This is a genomic window from Streptomyces sp. NPDC053076, from assembly GCF_044546845.1.
Classification (GTDB): domain Bacteria; phylum Actinomycetota; class Actinomycetes; order Streptomycetales; family Streptomycetaceae; genus Streptomyces.
On record NZ_JBITZL010000001.1, the window covers coordinates 1,207,114 to 1,224,352 of the forward strand.

Here is a 17,239-nt window from a genome sequence, read left to right on the forward strand (position 1 = left end):
TCAACACTCCTGGAGGGTCACGGCACGCGACCGGGACGCGTGCCTGCGGCGCCGGGTGCGCCGTCAACACGGTGCGATGCGCGCGGCGCCGGAAAAGTTCGGGACACGCGGGGATGTTTCCCCGCCCCGGCCCTCGGCAGGCCCCTTTCAGTCCATCCGAAGCGAACGGAGTACGCCGTCGGCGGCGTCGCCGTCACCCCGCTGGCGTATCTGCACATACACCTGCGGGTGCGCGGCGCCGTCCGCCGGCACCAACGCGGACTCGGTGACCGAGCCGCCGTCCGGGCAGCCGCCCCAGGACCGGACCAGTCCGTGCCAGTCGGCGTCCGTGAAGGTGCGGGCGCCCGCGTAACGGCAGCCGGAATGAGCCAGCGCCTTGACCTGGGCGGTGACGTCGCCGTGCGCGCTGACCCCGGCGAACACCCCGTCCACGGCCGCCCTCAGGTCGGGCCAGCGGGACAGGTCGTCCGCCACCACGAGGCCGGGTTCGTGCCCTGCCGTCAGGCCGAGCGTGTGCGGGTCCCAGCCGGAGTCGCGCAGTTCGCGGCCCCAGCCGGCCGGCACCTCGACGCTCAGCCGGCCGTCGGCGTCGGCGACCCGCACCTCGTCGTCACCGGTGCCGCCCCGGTGCAGCACCACGGTCATGGTGACCGCGGCGGCGGTGGCGGCGAGGACCGCGGCGAGGGCCAGCGTCACGGTGTTGAGCCGGCCGCGCACCCTGTCCAGCCGCCGCGCGGACCGCACCGCCGGGTCCGCGGCCAGCCGGTCCAGTGCGTGCGCGAAGGCCAGGGCGCCCGGCCAGCGCCGCGCCCGGTCCGGCTCCAGCGCGCGCAGCAGCGCCCGCTCCACGTCCTCCCCGAGCTCCGGCCGCAGCCGCCGGGGCGATACCACCTTTCCCGGCTGTCCCGGCACGGTCCCGGTCAGCAGCTCGTAGCCGACCGCGCCCAGGCTGTAGACGTCCGCCCGCTCGTCGATGCCCGCGCCGGGCTCGGCCTGCTCCGGCGGCTGGTAGCCGGCCGAACCCGCGGCCAGGGTCAGCACCGAGGCATGCGCGAGGCTCTTGGCCAGGCCGAGGTCGGCCAGCAGCACCCGCCGGGTGCCGTCCGGGGCGGTGTGCAGCAGCACATTGGTCGGCTTGATGTCGCGGTGCACGATGCCGGCCTCGTGCAGCGCGGCGGCGCTGCGAGCGGCCTCGGCCGTCAGCGCGAGCGCGTCCCGCACCGGCAGCGGACCGCCCGACAGCAGATCGGCGAGCGTGCCACCGCCGGCGTACTCCATGACGAAGTACGGTCTGCCGTCCGGGAGTTCCCCGATGTCGTAGACCTGCACCACCCGGCTGGAACCGGCCCGGCGCAGCAGTCGCGCCTCGGACAGGAAGCGCTCCCTGATGTCGAGCCGGTGCGCCCAGTTCTCGGCGAGGACCTTCACGGCGACCGGGGCCTGCAGCTCGGGGTCGTGGGCCAGCCACACGGTGGCGAAGGCACCGGTGCCCAGCGGCCGTTCGAGGCGGTAGCGGCCGATCCGCTCCAGGGGGTGCATACGACTATCATGCCTGCCCTGAGATCGACTCGAAGGGGGGCCCAGCCGTGCAGGACCGGGCGCCGACGGAAGACCTCGCCCGGCGTGCCGCCGCAGGCGACAGCGCGGCCATGGACCGGCTGCTGACCGAGATCCGGCCGGAGGTCGTGCGCCGCTGCGCGCGCTTCCTGCCCTGCCGTGAGGACGCCGAGGAGGCCGCCCAGGACGTGCTGCTCCAGGTGGCCCGGTACATCGCCGGCTTCGAGGGCCGCAGCCGCTTCGGCACCTGGCTGTACACCGTCGTCGCCAACTGCTGCCGGCAGAAGTACCGCGAGCTGAAGCGCCGGGCCGCCGAACAGCCCGCCGCCATCGAGCCCGCGCACGCCGTCGATCCGCGCACCACCAGTGTCATCGCCGGATCCCGGGTGGATCTGCTGGAGGCCCTGGACCGCCTCGAGCGGGAGCATCCGCACCTGGTGGCGCCGCTGGTGTACCGGGACATCTGCCAGCTGGACTACGCCGAGGCCGCCGAGCGCGCCGGCATTCCGCTCGGTACGCTCAAGTCCCGCCTGCACGAGGCCCGCAAGCAGGTACGGCCCTGGCTGACAGCCTCCTGAGCCCGTCCGTCCTCGTTCGCCGGCTTCGCCGCACCGGACCTACTCGGCGGGCTCGTCCCGCTCGTACACCGGCAGTTCGGCCCAGATCGTCTTGCCCTCCGGGGTGTGTCTGCTGCCCCAGCGCTGGGTGAGCTGGGCGACCAGCAGCAGTCCCCGGCCGCCCTCGTCGAAGATCTTGGCCCGGCGCAGGTGCGGGGCGGTGTGGCTGGTGTCGGAGACCTCGCAGATCAGCGTGGCCGCGTCGTGGATCAGCCGGAGCCGGATCGGGTGCGCGCCGTACCGGATGGCGTTGGTGACCAGCTCGCTGACCACCAGCTCCGCCGTGAACGACGCCTCGCTCAGCGACCAGGTGTCCAACTGCTCCACGACCTGCTTGCGGATCGGCGCGACCAGCGCCGGGTCGGCGGGGATGTCCCAGGTGGCCACCTGGGAGGCGGGCAGGCCCTGGGTGCGGGCGACCAGCAGCGCCACGTCGTCGGCGGCGTCACCGGAGGGGAGCAGGGCGTGCAGGACGCGGTCGCAGGTGGTGTCCAGCGAGTCCGCGTGCTGCCCGAGCGCCCGGTACAGCAACTCGCGGCTCGCGTCCCCGTCCCGTTCCCGGGACAGCACCAGGCCGTCGGTGTACAAGGCGATGACGGTCCCTTCGGGCAGTTCCACCTCGGCGGACTCGAACGGCAGCCCGCCGAGGCCCAGCGGGGGACCGGCGGGCAGGTCGAGCAGGTGCGGCCGGCGGCCCGGGCGCACCAGCACGGGCGCCGGATGCCCCGCCCGGGCCATCGTGCAACGGCGGGACACCGGGTCGTAGACGGCGTACAGACAGGTCGCGCCGACCTCGCCGGGGCTGCCCTCACCACCGGACTCGTCCGAGAGCCGCAGCACCAGGTCGTCCAGGTGCGTCAGCAGCTCGTCCGGGGCCAGGTCGATGTCCGCCAGGGTGCGTACGGCGGTGCGCAGCCGGCCCATGGTGGCCGACGCCTGGATGCCGTGCCCGACCACGTCCCCGACGACCATCGCGACCCGCATCCCGGACAGCGGGATCACGTCGAACCAGTCCCCGCCCACGCCGGCGCGCGCGGCCGGCAGATAGCGGGAGGACGCCTCCAGCGCGGCCGTGCGCGGCAGCGAGCGGGGCAGCAGGCTGCGCTGGAGCGCGAGCGCCGTCTCCCGCTCGCGCGAGTACCGGCGGGCGTTGTCGATGCAGACGGCGGCTCGCGCGGTGATCTCCTCGGCCAGCAGCACGTCGTCCGTGGTGAACGCGTCCGGGCGCCGGTGCCGGGTGAGCACCGCGACCCCGAGGGTCAGCCCGCGCGCCTGGATCGGCACCGACATCGAGGAGTGGATGCCGAACTCCCGCACCCGCTCACCGCGCTTGCCGTGCCAGGTCAGCCACTGGTCCATGTCGCCGGCCGCCAGCGACGTGGCGATCGTGCGGCCCGCGGTCATCGAGTCGGCCTGCGGGGAGAACTCCGGGTACTCCTCCGCCTGTCCGGGGCTGATCACCGCCTCCGGCACGGCGTCGAGCACCGACTGGTGGGCGGCGCGGCGCAGCCGCACCGGCGCGCTGACGCGGGCCGGGGGCTCGCCGCCGTACTCGTGGGGGTCGAGCAGGTCGATGGTGACGAAGTCGGCGAGCACGGGCACGCACACGTCCGCCAGCTCCTGCGCGGTGCGGCTGACGTCGAGGGTGGTCCCGATGCGCACGCTGGCCTCGTTGACCAGTTGCAGCCGCTGCCGGGCCCGCTGGCTGTCGGTGACGTCGTGCGCGGCCATGCACACGCCCCGCACCCGGCCCGTGGCGTCCCGGACCGGCGCCATGCGGGCGAGCCAGGCGTGGGCCCGGTCGTCCGCGCCGCCGCGCGGGAAGGTGCGCACGTCCAGCGGCCGGCCCGAGGTCAGCACCCGGAGCAGGCCCTGCTCCAGCTCCTCGCTCTGCGTCTTGCCGTCGATCTCCGTGAGCCGGAGGCCGCGTAGCCGCTCCTCCGGCAGGCCGACGACGGAGGCCATCGCCTCGTTCATCCGGCGCAGCCGCAGCCGGTCGTCGTACACGGCGATCGCGCAGGGCGACTGGATCAGGCCCGCCTCGGCGAGCGGGTCCTGGGCGGCGGGCGGCTCCGACGCGCCGGTGAGCGGGGTGACCACGAGCCAGTCGCCCGGGAACCCGTCGTGCGGCGGGCGGCGGTGGGCGAGCAGCCACACCGGGAGGGTGGTGCCGTCGCGGTGGCGCAGTCCGACCGTTCCCACCCAGCGGGAGCCCGTGGGCCGGGCGGGCGTGCCGCCGTCGGCCAGCAGACGGGACGCGGGGCGGCCCAGGACGGCGTCGGCCGGGTGGCCGAGCAGGCGCCGGGCGCCCTCGTTCCACTCCGTCAGCGTGCCGTCGGCTCCGATGACAGCCCGGGCCGTCGCCGCATCGTCGAACGGATAGACCCGGCTCATCGTCGCCGCTCCCAAGCGCACACTCACAGTGAACGGGTGACACCACCCGTGTTCCAGCGTAGTGCTTCCCGGCCTTCCATGAACGCCGTCCCGGGCCACTTGGCCGACCGGTCGAACAGGTCAGGGCCACGGTCAGGGCAAATCCGGCCGGACCGTGGCCCGGTGGGAAGCCGTGCCGCGACGGACTCTTGACGATCGCGTGTGGCAACCCGTCAGAATCTGTTCGTTCACGATGAGTTGTGAGTACTTCTGAGACCTGATGAGGGAGAGCCGCCCATGACGGTCACGCGCAGATCGGTTCTGGCCGCAGCCACGGCAGCGCCCGCGGCCGGCACGCTGCTGAGCATCCAGGCGGCCCCGGCCGCCCTCGCCGCCGGCGCGGCCGCCGCCGGCGGACGGCACATCGTGCCGCTGCGGGACGGGTGGCGCTTCGCGCTGGTCGATCCGGGCGGCACCGCCGACCCGAGCGGCGCCCACGCGCGAGCCGCGGAGCCGGACCATGACGACGCGGCGTGGCGCGAGATCGCCGTACCCCACGACTGGAGCATCGAGCAGGCCCCCACCACCGAGCACGGCACCACCAGCGGAACCGGGTTCTTCCCCGGCGGCCTCGGCTGGTACCGGCTCGCCTTCACGCTCCCGCGGTCCTGCGCCGGCAAGCGGATCTCGGTGGAGTTCGACGGCGTCTACATGGACGCGTACGTCTACTGCAACGGCACGCAGGCGGGCCGGCACCCCTACGGCTACACCGGCTTCGCCCTCGACCTCACCGGCCTGGTGCACACCGACGGCAGCACGCCCAACGTGCTCGCGGTCAAGGTGCACAACCAGCTGCCGAGCAGCCGCTGGTACTCCGGCAGCGGCATCTACCGCGAGGCCCGCCTGGTGATCACTGAGCCGGTGCACGTGGCCCGCTGGGGCACCTGGGTCACCACCCCGGAGGTCTCCGCCGACCGGGCGCTGGTCAGGGTGCGGACCACCGTGCGGAACGGGACCGGCACCGCCACGGACGTGGAGATCCGGTCCCGCCTCGTCGCCCCCGACGGCCGGACCGTAGCCCGTACGGCCACCACGGCCGCCGTCCCGGACGAGGTCACCGAGACCCACGAACTGACCGTCCCCCAGCCCCTGTTGTGGGACTTCACGACCCCGGAGCACCGCTACACCCTGCACACCGAGCTGCGCGTCGCCGGCCGCACCACCGACACCTGCCGGACCCCCTTCGGCATCCGCACCTTCCGCTTCGACCCGCAGGAGGGTTTCTCCCTCAACGGCACGCACACCAAGATCAAGGGTGTCGACCTCCACCACGACCAGGGCGCCCTCGGCGCCGCGATCAGCATCGATGCCGTCCGCCGGCAGATGCGGATCATGAAGTCGATGGGCGTCAACGCCTTCCGCACCTCGCACAACCCGCCCTCCCCGCAGATGATCCAGGTCTGCGAGGAGCTGGGCATCGTGATGATGGTGGAGGCATTCGACTGCTGGCGTACCGGCAAGACGACGTACGACTACGGCCGCTTCTTCGACGAGTGGTGCGAACAGGACGCCACCGAGATGGTCCTTGCCGCCCGCAACTCGCCGGCGGTGGTGCTGTGGTCCATCGGCAACGAGATCCCCGACTCCACCTCCACCGCCGGGCTCGCCATGGCGGACCGGATCATCGGCGCGATCAAGGCGGCCGACGACACCCGGCCGCTCGTCATCGGCTCCGACAAGTACCGGCGCGTGCCGGCCCAGGGATCGGCGGCCGACCTGATGCTCGCCAAGCTGGACGGCCTCGGCCTGAACTACAACACCGCCAAGTCGGTCGACGCCCTGCACGCCGCCTACCCGCACCTGTTCCTGTTCGAGTCCGAGTCCTCCTCGGAGACCTCGACCCGGGGCACGTACCAGGAGCCGGAGCACCTGAACACCGGCGAGAACCACACGCCGGGCAGGCGGGAGGTCTCCAGTTACGACAACAACCTCGCGTCCTGGACGATGAGCGGCGAGTACGGGCACAAGAAGGACCGGGACCGGAAATGGTTCGCGGGCCAGTTCCTGTGGTCGGGCATCGACTACATCGGCGAGCCGACCCCCTACGACGTCTTCCCGGTGAAGGCGTCCTTCTTCGGGGCCGTCGACACGGCGGGCTTCCCGAAGGACATGTACCACCTCTTCCGGAGCCAGTGGACGGCCGAACCCATGGTCCACCTGCTGCCGATGACCTGGAACCACGAGGACCTCGGAGAGGGAGCCACCGTCGAGGTGTGGGCGTACGCCAACGTCCCGTCCGTCGAGCTGTTCCTCAACGGAAAGTCCCTCGGGGTGCGGGAGTTCGACGTCAAGAAGACCACCGACGGCCGCACCTACCTGGAGACCACCGAGGCCACCGGCGACGACAAGACGTTCACCGACGGCCCTTACCCCGGCAGTTACACCAGTCCCAACGGCAGCGCGGGCAAGCTGCACCTGACCTGGAAAGTGCCGTACCGGCCCGGCGAGTTGAAGGCCGTGGCCCGGCGGGACGGCAGAGTGGTCGCCACCGACGTCCTGCGCACGGCCGGTGCCCCGCACGCCGTACGCCTCACCGCCGACCGCACCTCCCTCGCCGCCGACGGCCGATCGCTCGCGTTCGTCACCGCCGAGATCGTCGACGCACAGGGCGTGGTCGTGCCCGGCGCCGAGCACCTCATCGCCTTCGACGTCACCGGCGGCTCCCTGGCCGGCGTCGACAACGGCCGGGAGGAGAGCGCCGAGCGCTACCAGGCGAGCACCCGCACCGCCTTCCACGGCAAGGCGCTCGCCATCGTCCGCTCCGGCACGACCTCCGCCGACCTGCGGGTCACCGCCCGGGTGGACGGCCTGCGCCCGGACACCGTGCGGCTGCGCACCACCTCGGCCCCCCGGCCCGCGACCACCACGCCCGCCGACCTCCGGCCCGACCACCCGGCACCGCGCACCCTCCCCTACGCGGACGCCAGTTACTCCGGCCGCCCGGACACCCTGCCCGCCGCGATGCTGGACGGCGATCCGGCCACCGGCTGGTCCAACGCCTTCGTCAAGTCGGCGACCGCGCTGCTGCCCGCGTTCGGCGGGGCCCGCGCGCGGGACTGGGTCTGTGTCGACTTCGGGCGCAGCCGGACCTTCGACCGGGTGACGGCCTGCTTCACGGTCGACGCCGGCCACACACTGCCCGCGCGCGCCGAGGTGGCGGTGTGGGACGGACACGCCTATGTCCCGGTGACCGGAGCGACGGTGGAGTGGGCCACCTCCTCCGACAGCCCGACGCTCATCACCTTCGACGCGGTGCGCGGCTCCCGGCTCCGGCTGACGCTCACCAGCGCCTACCCGGGGCAGGCGAAGGGAGCGGTGCGCATCAGCCGGCTGGACGCCTGACGGGGTGGGGGCGCGGCGGGGTGCGCGTCAGGTGGTCGGAGGTGAGGAGGCGGGGTGCGCAGCAGGCGGCTGGGCGTCGGACGGGGCGGGGGCGCGGCGGGGTGCGCGTCAGGCGGCGTCGTGGAAGACCAGGCCCAGGGTCCGCCGCCGCCCGGACCGCACGGTGCTCACCCCGTGCCGCATGGCCCCGGCCGACCAGCCGCGGCGCGTGCGCACGGGGCGGTCCCGGGTCGTGAAGACCAGACCGTGCCCCTGCCGCAGAACGCTCGCCGTGCCCCGGGACTGCGCGCGCGGGCGCTGTTCGACCATGAGGAACTCGCCGCCGCCGTAGTCGGTGCCGTACGCGTCCAGCGCGATCACCACCTGTAGCGGGAAGACCAGCTCGCCGAACACGTCCCGGTGCAGGGCGTTCCAGTCGCCCGGCCCGTAACGGAGCAGGATCTGCGCCGACCGGTCCTGCCCGGCCGCGTGGCAGCGCGCCAGCCACTCGTCCAGCGAGTCCGGCCAGGGGGCCGGGCGGTCCAGCCGGGCCGCCCAGTCCCGGGCGACCGGCAGCAGACGGGGGTAGAGCGTGGCCCGCAGCGCGGCGACCGGGGCGGGCAGGTCGTGGGTGAAGTAGCGGTACTCGCCGGAGCCGAACCGGTGCCGGGCCAGGTCGACCGTGGTGCGGAACAGTTCGGGCTTCTCGTACATGGCGGCCAGGTCCGCGCACTCGGCGGGCGTCAGCAGCGCCTCGGTGGGCGCGCTGCCGTGTTCGTCCAGCTCGGCCGCGAGCGCGGACCAGTCGGTGCGGTCCGCCCGGCGGCGGACCTCGGCCAGGGTGAGCGTCATGGATCGTCCTCTCACAGCAGGGCGGGCTGTGGTGCGCCTTCGTGTCTCACAGCGGGGCGGGCTGTGGTGGCCTCCTCGTGTCTCAAGCGGCGCGGGCTGTGGTGGCCCCCTCGTGTCTCAAGCAGGGCGGCCTCCGGTGCGTCCCCGCACCTCACAGCAGGGCAGGCTGGAGTGCGCCCTCGTGGGTGAGCAGCCACAGCTTGTGCTCGACCCCTCCCGCGTAGCCGCGCAGCGAGCCGTCCGCGCCGATCACCCGGTGACAGGGGCGCAGCACAAGGAGCGGGTTCGCGCCGAGGGCCCGGCCCACCGAGCGGACCTCGGAACGGGGCACGCCGAGCCGGGCGGCCAGCTCGCCGTACGTGGTCGTCGTGCCGTACGGGACGTCGTCCAGGGCCTGCCACACGGCCCGCTGGAACGGGCTGCCGACGGGGGAGAGCGGCAGGTCGAACCGGGTGCGGCGGCCCGCGAAGTACGCGTCCAGCTGCCGGTGCGCCCCGGCGAAGGGACGGTCGTCCCGATCCTCGGCACGGATCGCGGGCGTGCCGCGCTGTCCGGGCAGGGACAGTGAGGCGAGGGTGAGATCGCCGGCCGGGGACACGGAACCGGTCAGCAGCAGGTCGCCCAGCGGGCTCGCGTGGACGGTGTGGATCATGCGGACGGCGTGGGCGGTGTGCGTCGTCATCGGTCCTCCTCGGCTTGTTCCGTGCTGTCGAGTCTGTCGCGCCGCACGCCCCGTCACCGGCGGGAATCGGACATGGCCCTCCCGCTCACCGGTACCGTGAGAGAAACCGTCTGACCTGCGGTTATTTACCCGTGAAACCCGCGCGGCACCGTGCCGGACCTGCCAGCCCTCACCGTGGAGTTCAGCGAACGGGAACCAGTGACCTGAGTCGGGGATTCGTTGTGAGTCGGGCATGAGTCGCCCGGGTCCGAAGATTCCGCCGTTGTCGGCCACTGATGCCCAGCGGGCGGTGCGGAGGGGCTCCGCGCCGGTCGCCGCCGTGGCCCGGCACCGGGTGGACCGCCCCGGCCGGCGGGGGAAGCCGCCGGGGTCGCCGGCCGGGGGCGGAGCCTCTTGAGGAGGACCGGCTCACAGTCCACTACCGGGCCTCTCGCTCCGGGAGCGTGCGCGGCCGGCCGGTACGTGCGCCCGTTTCACACGGGGTGCGCGGCGATCCGGACCCCTGGCCCCAAGCCCTGGACACCGTCCCGACTCTGACTCTCCTTCAAAGCCGTGATGTCTCGCGGGCGCCTTGTTGCTGGTGTGGAAGTTGTGCAAGGGTTCGAGCGCGGTGCATTCCCCGCTCCCTCGAACACGCGAGAGCGGGAGAGACACGCACCGACGCACCACGCGCCGAAGGAATCCGCTCAGTGCTCACCCCCCACCCCCCTCGTCCGCCCTATCCACCGTCCGGCGCCGAACCCGCGGAATCGGACGAATTCCTCGCCGGTCCGCTGCGGGCCGGCTCCGACGCGGAGGCGTCCCGGTCCTCCGCCCTCCTGATGGCGCGGCACTGGCAGCCGGCCCAGGAGTACGCGGTCATCTGCCTGGCCGCCTCCGGGCCTCTCGCCCACATGGTCACCGCCACCGCCTTCCACCAGGTCCTCGGCCGGCTGGCGCTGGGCGAACCCGCCGACGCGCTGCGTCCACGCCTGCTGGTGACCGTCCGGGACACGGTCGCGAACTGGTCCGGCACGGACCGGATCGCCGCCGTGCTGCCCGGACTCGGCAAACCGGCCGGGGGCCGCGGTATGCGCGCCGCTCACCCGCTGATACCGGAGAACCGCAGCCTTTCGGACCGCTCGTTCCACAGCCTTTCCCGGCTGGAACAGGCACTGTTGTGGCACGCCGAGGTCGAGGCGGAGCCGCTGGACGTGCCCGCCGGGCTGCTCGGTGTGGACATCGAGAGCGCGCGGGCCGCGCTGGAGCAGGCCCGGGAGAAATTCCGCGAGGGCCTGACACGCGCCCACCGGGAACTCGCGCCCGGCAAGGAGTGCCGTTACTACAACCGTCTGCTCGACGTCCCGATCCGCCGGGGCGGCGCGCTGCTGCCCGATGTCCAGGAGCATCTGGCCGGCTGTGCCTACTGCCGGCACGCCGCCGAGCAACTGGGCCACTCCGAGGCGGCCTTGGGCGTACTGCTGGCCGAGGCCGTGCTCGGCTGGGGCGCCCGCCGCTACCTCGACTCGCGCCCCGGCCGCCGTCCGGGCCCCGACCGCACCCGCGGCGGTTCCCGGCGTTCCGGCGGACGCCGACGCGGCGGCGGACCGGGTCTCCTGGCCCGCGCTACCGCGTCCGGTGGACGGCGTCGCGCCGACGAGGACGGAACCGTGCCGCCGGGCCGGTCGCTCGCCGGGGAGTCCGCGCGCCGCGCGCCCGGCGCCGACCGGTCGTCGCGGGCCCTGCTGACCGGCGTGGGCGTGGCCTCGGCCGGGCTGCTCGCCACCGTGCTCGCGGTCGTCGTGTGGCCTGACGGCGACGACGGCACCGGTCCCGTCGCCACCGCCGGCGCCGTCCCCGGAGCCTCGTCCGCACCGGGATCAGCCACCGCACCGGGCACCGCGTCCCTGCCCGCCGCCGGCCGGCCGGGCCCGCTGCGCAACGCCGCCGCCGGTCTGTGTCTGGACGTTGAGGGCACGCCCCGCGCCGGGGCGAGCACCGTCCTCGCCGGGTGCTCCGGCGCGGTCACGCAACGGTGGACGTACGACTCCGACGGGCAGTTGCGCAACGCCGCCGGCGCCGGTCTGTGCCTGGACTCGCACGCCGACGCAGGCGTGGTGCTCCTGGGCGACTGTGCCGAGGCCGGATCGAAGCGCGGCGACGACGTGCGCTACGACCTCACCGCGCAGGGCGAGTTGCTGCCCCGCTGGGACCGGAGTCTCGCCCTCGCCGCCGACGACCGGGCCGGCGCCGATCTCGTGGTCAAGGTCCGGGACGGCTCCGTCGGCCAGCGCTGGACGACCGACACGCCGACGGCGGGTCCGGGCTCGCTGTCGATCGCCGGTACGGGTGGTCACCCGGCGCGGCCGGCGTAGCGCCTTCGGCGGCTCGCTGTGGGGCGCGGGGGTACGTCACCGGCCGCGGGTCCGTCGTGGCCGCTCGCGCAGTTCCCCGCGCCCCTGAGGAGCCGCAGTGTCGTCGGCTGGGCAGGCCGGGCGTTGTTGGTGCGGTCTTGGCAGGGGAGCGGTGGTGGCGTCGGTTGTGCGGCCCGGCGCTGGTCGCGCGGTGGCCCGCGCACCGGCGGGGTCGCCGTGCCGTCGGCTGGGCAGGCCAGGTGTTGTGCGCGCAGTTTCCCCGGAGCCGCGGTGCGTCGGCTGTCCTGGCTCGGTGTTGTCAGGCGGGGGCCTCGATCAGGTCCGCCGGTGTCACCGTGTCCGGGGTCGCATGGCCCGACAGGGCGAGCGTGAGGTCGAACTCCGCCAGCAGGCAGCGGATGACGTGTTCCACGCCCGCCCGGCCGTCCAGGCCGAGCCCGTAGACGTACGGCCGGCCCAGCAGGACCGCCCGTGCGCCGAGGGCGAGGGCCCTGAACACGTCGTCGCCGGTGCGCACCCCGCTGTCGAACAGCACCGTCAGCCGGTCGCCCACCGCGTCCGCGACCCGGGGCAGCGCGTCGGCCGCCGCGACGGAGCCGGCCACCTGCCGGCCCCCGTGGTTGGACACCACCACGCCGTCCATCCCGGCGTCCGCGGCCAGCCGGGCGTCGTCCGGGTGCAGCACGCCCTTGAGGACGATCGGCCCGTCCCAGTGCTCGCGCAGGAAGGCCAGGTCCGGCCAGGTGTGGCTCGCGTCCCCGAACAGGCCCAGGAAGTGCAGCACCGCCGCGTTCGGGTCCTCGTGCACCGGCTTGGCGAGGCCCGCCAGGAAGGCCGGGTCGGTGAAGTAGTTGGCGGTGCCCACCCCGTGCAGGAACGGCAGGTACGCCTGGTCCAGGTCGCGGGGCCGCCATGCCAGCAGCGGGGTGTCCAGGGTGACCACCAGCACCGAGAAGCCGGCCGCCTTCGCCCGGGCGAGGAAACTCCGGGTCACCTCGCGGTCCTTGCCCCAGTACAGCTGGAACCACCGCTCGGCGTCCCCCATCGCCTCCGCCACCTGCTCCAGCGGCGTGCTCGACGCCGACGACAGGATGAACGGCACGCCCTGGGCGGCGGCGGCCCGGGCGGCGGCGCACTCGGCGTCCGGATGCATGATCGACAGGACGCCGACGGGCGCCAGGGCGAGCGGTGCCGGCAGGGTCCGCCCGAGCACCTCGGTCGTGAGGTCGCGCTCGTGCACGTCCCGCAGCATGCGCGGCACGATCCGGCGCCGGGCGAGCGCCGCCCGGTTGGCGCGGGCCGTGCCGCCGTCGCCCGCACTGCCCGTCACATAGCCCACCGGGCCCGGACCGAGCCGGTGTTCGGCCAGCTCCTCCAGCCGGGTCAGGTCGGTGGGGAGCCGGGGCACGGTCCCGGTCATCCCGTTCAGGTAGATCTCGTACTGGAAGTCCGCCCAGTGCTGTGCCATCCGTCCCCGTCCTCCCGCGCGTCGTCGGCCGCGTGCCCGCCCGACGATACCGACCGGTAAGTCGGCACGGCAGCCCGGAGTTCTCCCGGACCGCCTCAGCCCGCGTCGGCCGCCGGCCGGGGCCCCGGGGCGTCGGCCGACGCGCCCGGACCGGTGATCGGCGGCACCGGATTCCGACCGTACGGACCAGCCGGGCACCTTCCGGGCCGTAGGCGGCGCGCGGTTCGGGGAACAGCCACAGCAGGGCGAGGAAGAGGACCGCTGCCACGGTCAGGGAGAGCGGCAGGCCGATGTCGACGCCGTGCGCCAGGTCACCCAGCGGCCCCACGAACTGGCCCGGGATGTCGGTGAACAGCACGCCGATCAGCGCGGCCACCCACCAGGCGGTCGTGCCCCGCCAGTTCCAGCCGTGCGCGAACCAGTAACGCCCGCCGCGCAGACGGCGGTTGAAGACCTGAAGGCCGTCCGGGTCGTACCAGCCGCGCCGGGTGAAGAGCCCAGCGTCATCACGACCATCCACGGAGTGGTGCAGGTGATGATCATCGTGGCGAAGGTGGAGATGGACCGCACCAGGTCAAGGCCGAACCGGCCGATGAAGATCGCTCTACGGCACCGGCCTGGACTGTCACGGGCGCTCCAGCGGGGACGGCGGGGTGGGCCGACGGTACGGCGGGCGGAACTCCATGATCCAGATGGCGGTTCATCCACCTTTCATGCCGCCGGTGGACGAACCGTCCACCGGCCGGTGGGTCCTGCCGGTCCCGCCGGATGGCGGAGGCACCCGCTCCTGGTGATCGGTTCGTGAACACAGGGAGTCATGAAGGGACTTTTCGAGGGCGAAGCCTGAATGTTTCAGGACGATTAACGAAGCGCTGAGTTTCGGCCATCCGGCCGCTCGCGAAGCGGGGGAACCGCTCTGTTGCAGGGTCACAGCGTTCGACTTCCGTGACTTCACGCCACTGATTCAACACGAAAGGTTACTGAAATCCATGGGTGCGATGTGAGTTTCGCCCGTGGACTCGGCAGAGTGGCGCTCGCCGTCGCGGTGCCCGACCGGGCCCGAGCCGGCACCTCGTCTCTGTTCGAGCGGAAGGATGCACACAATGCGGAACACCGCGCGCTGGGCAGCGGCCCTCGGCCTCACGGCCGCTGCCGTTTGCGGACCCCTGATCGGGGCTGCCGTCGCTGCACCGGGCGCCGCCCCGTCGTCGCTCTACGCCCCCTCGGCCCTGGTGCTCACCACCGGCCACGGCAACGACGCGGCCTCGGCCACTCCGGAGCGCGCCGTCACCCTGAACTGCGCCCCCTCGGCCTCCGGCACTCACCCCGCGGCGCCCCAGGCATGCGCCGAGCTGCGCGGCCTCGGCGGGGACCTCAGCGCCCTGAAGCCCGCCGACGACGTGATGTGCACCAAGGTCTACGACCCCGTCGTCGTCACGGTCCAGGGTGTCTGGCAGGGCAAGCGCCTCTCCTACGAGCGCACCTTCGGCAACGCGTGCATGAAGGATGCCGTCGGCGGCACCCTGTTCGCGTTCTAAAGACCGGGATCGCATGGGTCTCCGCGTCACCGGACACGGCTCGCAACTGGGGAGTGCGGCCCCTGGAGCGGGGAACCTGCGATCTCGCACCGGGGCAGGCGGGCGGAGTGGGGCCTCCCGCCGGTCCCGAGCACACAGCCGCTCCCCGGACAGGTCCGTGGGGGGCCTTCCGGGGAGCGGCGAAAAACAAGCGGTTTCAACCGGGCGCTCAGCCCTTACGCCGGTGACTCGTGTCGCACCAGGGGTAGCGGCGACTGCGGCGGCAGGTACACAGAGCGACGCGGAACCGGTCCGAGGAGACCGTGGTCCCGTCCTCCAGTTCGACTTCCACGGGCCCTTCCACCAGGAGGGGCCCGCGGCGTTGCACCGTGATCCGGCGGGGCCGCCCGGCGGAGGCGTTCGCCGCGGAGTCAGCAGGGTCGTTCGGCACGGATGACCACCAGCTCTTCCCTCTCGTCGGCCGGCGCGAGCAGACCGCGCCGACGCAGCCAGTCCTCCCGGGAGCGCAGCACCGGACCGAGGTCGATCCAGCGGCGCCGGACCACCGTGGCCTTCAGCCCCGAGGCCCGCAGCAACTCCAGGGTGCGGTCGGGACCGCTCAGCGCCGAGTGGACGATCAGCAGCAGCCCTCCGGGACGCAGCAGCGCGGGCGCGTCGCGGCAGATCCGGTCCAGCAGCAGCCGCCCGTCGCTCCCCGCGTCCCACGCGCGGGACCGGCCGCGCGGCCCGCGCCCGGCGTCGGGCGCGGGCACATAGGGCGGATTCGTCAGGATGAGGTCGTACGTCCGCCCCCGGACCGGGGAGAAGAGGTTGCCGCGCCGGATGCGCACCGGCAGCCGGGACAGCCAGGCGTTCAGCCGGGCCGTCCACACCGCCCGCCGGGACACGTCCACCGCGGTCACCTCGGCGCCCCGCCGGGCCGCCTCCAGGGCCAGCGCACCGCTTCCGGTGCCGACGTCCAGCACACGCGCGCCGCGCGGCACGTCCTCTTCACGCAGGACCTCCGCCAGCAGCGCGGTGTCGTCCTGAGGGGCGTACACGCCCGGTAGCAGCAAAGCGATCACATCGCGCGGGTACCCCGGTAGTCAGGATGTATGAGACATCTCGTGTTCCGTGGGGTTCGTCTGGGGCTGTTCCCGCGGCGCCCGTGGAGACGTCTCGGGAGCGGTGCGGGGCGGCTCCAGAGGTGTCCGCAGCGCCGACCGCCCTGCGCGCCATTCGTCGAGCAGCCGCCGGGCCAGCCGGTCCTCCAGATACTCGGTCGCGTCGATCCCGAAGGCGATGTCCGGTGCCAGCTCCGGCTCCTCGTCGAGCAGTCCGCCGATCACCTCGTGCCGGACGATCTGCTCGTGCACCGCGTCCGCCTCGACGTGCTCGTCGTAGAAGAACTCCGCGGCCGGCCCGGCGCCGGTGCGGCGCATCGCCTCGGCCAGCCGGCGGGAGGCGGGCGAGGAGGTGATCTCCACCTCGGCGAAGTGCCCCACCAGCGCGCCACGCAGCTCCCGGTGCAGGCCGAACAGGGACATCAGGTTGACCACGGCCAGCATCTCGGCCGGTGCCGCGTCCAGATGGCGGCCGTACGCGGTGTCCAGGCCCAGGTCCGTCATCAGGTCGGCGAACAGGCGCGCGTGCACCCGCTCGGCCCGCCCGCCGCCGAACTCGTCGTACTCCACCGCGGCCATCGCCGCCTTCGCCCGGCCCCACAGCCGGGGCAGCACCCAGGCGTGCGGGTCGGCCTCCTTCAGGTGGTACAGCGAGCGCAGCGCCGCGTACTCCCGCAGCTGCCACAGCTCACCCCGCGCGGACAGGAAGTGGGAGACACCGTCGCCGTCGGCCGGCTCGACCAGCAGGGCGGCGAGCGCCTCGTCGAGGCTGTCGTGGGCCGGGCTGTCGGCGCGCAGCGCGGACAGGAAGCGGTGCTCCAGCGCGGCCCGGACGCGCAGCAGGTCCGGGTCCCACTCGGTGTCCGGCGGCACCCCGGCGAAGCCGCGGTAGTGCAGCTCGTAGGACAGGTACAGGGCGAGCTGGAGATCGTCGCCGTACGGGTCGGCGGCCCCGGCGTCCGCGGGGTGGGGGAGTGGGCCCGTGCCGCGCAGATACGCGGTGACCGCGCTGGAGAGGGGCCCGCGGGGCGGGGGCAGCTGAGGTCCTCGCAGGTGGTCGTTCATGGGGCTCGGGTACCCGGCCCGCCCGAAAGCATCAGCGCTCACCTGCACTGTTCCGACCGGGCCCGGCCGGGGGCACGTCCGCCGCCCCCCGTCGCACCACGGCGGTGAACCTGCGGGGAGCGGGCCGGGTGCCGACGTGACACCGCTGGGGCACGCCGCCCGGCCGGTCTCAGGCTGCTCCGGTGTGGGCGTACCGCCCGGCGGCCTCAAGGCCCACCTCTGCGGGTGCGCCGCCCGGCCCGGTCTCCG

At 73.7% G+C, this 17,239-nt stretch carries 12 protein-coding genes and 1 pseudogene; 4 read left to right on the top strand and 9 right to left on the bottom strand.

Annotated elements, in window-relative coordinates; all coding sequences use genetic code 11:
* Nucleotides 1–147: 147 nt before the first annotated feature.
* The gene (locus ACIGYR_RS04955; protein WP_399603099.1) at nt 148–1,539 is read right to left on the bottom strand and encodes a protein kinase; all 1,392 of its coding nucleotides are present in this window, start codon (nt 1,537–1,539) and stop codon (nt 148–150) included.
* 47 nt (nt 1,540–1,586) lie between these two features.
* Here ACIGYR_RS04955 and ACIGYR_RS04960 point away from each other — a divergent pair, with 47 nt between their 5' ends.
* Nucleotides 1,587–2,135, top strand: a complete 549-nt coding sequence (locus ACIGYR_RS04960) for an RNA polymerase sigma factor (protein WP_399603102.1) — start codon at nt 1,587–1,589, stop codon at nt 2,133–2,135.
* Nucleotides 2,136–2,174: 39 nt separating this feature from the next.
* Here ACIGYR_RS04960 and ACIGYR_RS04965 read toward each other — a convergent pair whose 3' ends face one another.
* Complete coding sequence (locus ACIGYR_RS04965) at nt 2,175–4,568, bottom strand: SpoIIE family protein phosphatase (protein ID WP_399603105.1); 2,394 nt, start codon at nt 4,566–4,568, stop codon at nt 2,175–2,177.
* 276 nt (nt 4,569–4,844) lie between these two features.
* Here ACIGYR_RS04965 and ACIGYR_RS04970 point away from each other — a divergent pair, with 276 nt between their 5' ends.
* The gene (locus tag ACIGYR_RS04970; protein WP_399603108.1) at nt 4,845–7,949 is read left to right on the top strand and encodes a glycoside hydrolase family 2 TIM barrel-domain containing protein; all 3,105 of its coding nucleotides are present in this window, start codon (nt 4,845–4,847) and stop codon (nt 7,947–7,949) included.
* Between the two features lie 108 nt (nt 7,950–8,057).
* On the opposite strand, the gene ACIGYR_RS04975 is transcribed toward ACIGYR_RS04970, so the two are convergent.
* Nucleotides 8,058–8,780 carry a 2OG-Fe(II) oxygenase gene (locus ACIGYR_RS04975; protein WP_399603111.1) on the bottom strand — a complete coding sequence of 241 codons (723 nt, stop codon included), beginning with the start codon at nt 8,778–8,780 and terminating at the stop codon, nt 8,058–8,060.
* Between the two features lie 151 nt (nt 8,781–8,931).
* On the bottom strand, nt 8,932–9,462 hold the full coding sequence (locus ACIGYR_RS04980) for a methylated-DNA--[protein]-cysteine S-methyltransferase (RefSeq protein ID WP_399603114.1): 531 nt from the start codon (nt 9,460–9,462) through the stop codon (nt 8,932–8,934).
* Nucleotides 9,463–10,151: 689 nt separating this feature from the next.
* Between ACIGYR_RS04980 and ACIGYR_RS04985 the strand changes: the two genes are divergently transcribed.
* A complete protein-coding gene (locus ACIGYR_RS04985) occupies nt 10,152–11,816 on the top strand; it encodes an RICIN domain-containing protein (RefSeq protein WP_399603117.1) in 1,665 nt (554 codons plus the stop codon).
* 298 nt (nt 11,817–12,114) lie between these two features.
* On the opposite strand, the gene ACIGYR_RS04990 is transcribed toward ACIGYR_RS04985, so the two are convergent.
* On the bottom strand, nt 12,115–13,284 hold the full coding sequence (locus ACIGYR_RS04990) for a lactate 2-monooxygenase (protein WP_399603119.1): 1,170 nt from the start codon (nt 13,282–13,284) through the stop codon (nt 12,115–12,117).
* A 95-nt stretch (nt 13,285–13,379) separates the two neighbouring features.
* A pseudogene (locus ACIGYR_RS04995) lies at nt 13,380–13,884 on the bottom strand (cytosine permease); the annotation flags it as partial.
* Nucleotides 13,885–14,387: 503 nt separating this feature from the next.
* Between ACIGYR_RS04995 and ACIGYR_RS05000 the strand changes: the two are divergent.
* Entirely contained in the window at nt 14,388–14,822 is a 435-nt protein-coding gene (locus ACIGYR_RS05000) for a protease inhibitor (RefSeq protein WP_399603122.1), read from the top strand.
* Between the two features lie 208 nt (nt 14,823–15,030).
* Here ACIGYR_RS05000 and ACIGYR_RS05005 read toward each other — a convergent pair whose 3' ends face one another.
* From ACIGYR_RS05005 to ACIGYR_RS05015, 3 genes are read right to left on the bottom strand one after another with little or no spacing between them, the layout of a single operon-like run.
* Nucleotides 15,031–15,252, bottom strand: coding sequence for a CDGSH iron-sulfur domain-containing protein (locus ACIGYR_RS05005; RefSeq protein ID WP_391837665.1), 222 nt, complete (start codon nt 15,250–15,252; stop codon nt 15,031–15,033).
* On the bottom strand, nt 15,233–15,862 hold the full coding sequence (locus tag ACIGYR_RS05010; protein ID WP_399603249.1) for a HemK2/MTQ2 family protein methyltransferase: 630 nt from the start codon (nt 15,860–15,862) through the stop codon (nt 15,233–15,235). The genes ACIGYR_RS05005 and ACIGYR_RS05010 overlap by 20 nt, the downstream gene beginning before the upstream one ends.
* 45 nt (nt 15,863–15,907) lie before the next feature.
* A complete protein-coding gene (locus ACIGYR_RS05015) occupies nt 15,908–16,990 on the bottom strand; it encodes an iron-containing redox enzyme family protein (RefSeq protein WP_399603125.1) in 1,083 nt (360 codons plus the stop codon).
* Between the last annotated feature and the right edge of the window lie 249 nt (nt 16,991–17,239).

Bases quoted from the DNA above. Each gene is read 5' to 3' on its own strand.
- ACIGYR_RS04955 (WP_399603099.1), bottom strand. From the start codon at position 1,539: ATGCACCCCCTGGAGCGGATCGGCCGCTACCGCCTCGAACGGCCGCTG.
- ACIGYR_RS04965 (WP_399603105.1), bottom strand. From the start codon at position 4,568: ATGAGCCGGGTCTATCCGTTCGACGATGCGGCGACGGCCCGGGCTGTC.
- ACIGYR_RS04970 (WP_399603108.1), top strand. From the start codon at position 4,845: ATGACGGTCACGCGCAGATCGGTTCTGGCCGCAGCCACGGCAGCGCCC.
- ACIGYR_RS04975 (WP_399603111.1), bottom strand. From the start codon at position 8,780: ATGACGCTCACCCTGGCCGAGGTCCGCCGCCGGGCGGACCGCACCGAC.
- ACIGYR_RS04980 (WP_399603114.1), bottom strand. From the start codon at position 9,462: ATGACGACGCACACCGCCCACGCCGTCCGCATGATCCACACCGTCCAC.
- ACIGYR_RS04990 (WP_399603119.1), bottom strand. From the start codon at position 13,284: ATGGCACAGCACTGGGCGGACTTCCAGTACGAGATCTACCTGAACGGG.
- ACIGYR_RS05000 (WP_399603122.1), top strand. From the start codon at position 14,388: ATGCGGAACACCGCGCGCTGGGCAGCGGCCCTCGGCCTCACGGCCGCT.
- ACIGYR_RS05015 (WP_399603125.1), bottom strand. From the start codon at position 16,990: ATGAACGACCACCTGCGAGGACCTCAGCTGCCCCCGCCCCGCGGGCCC.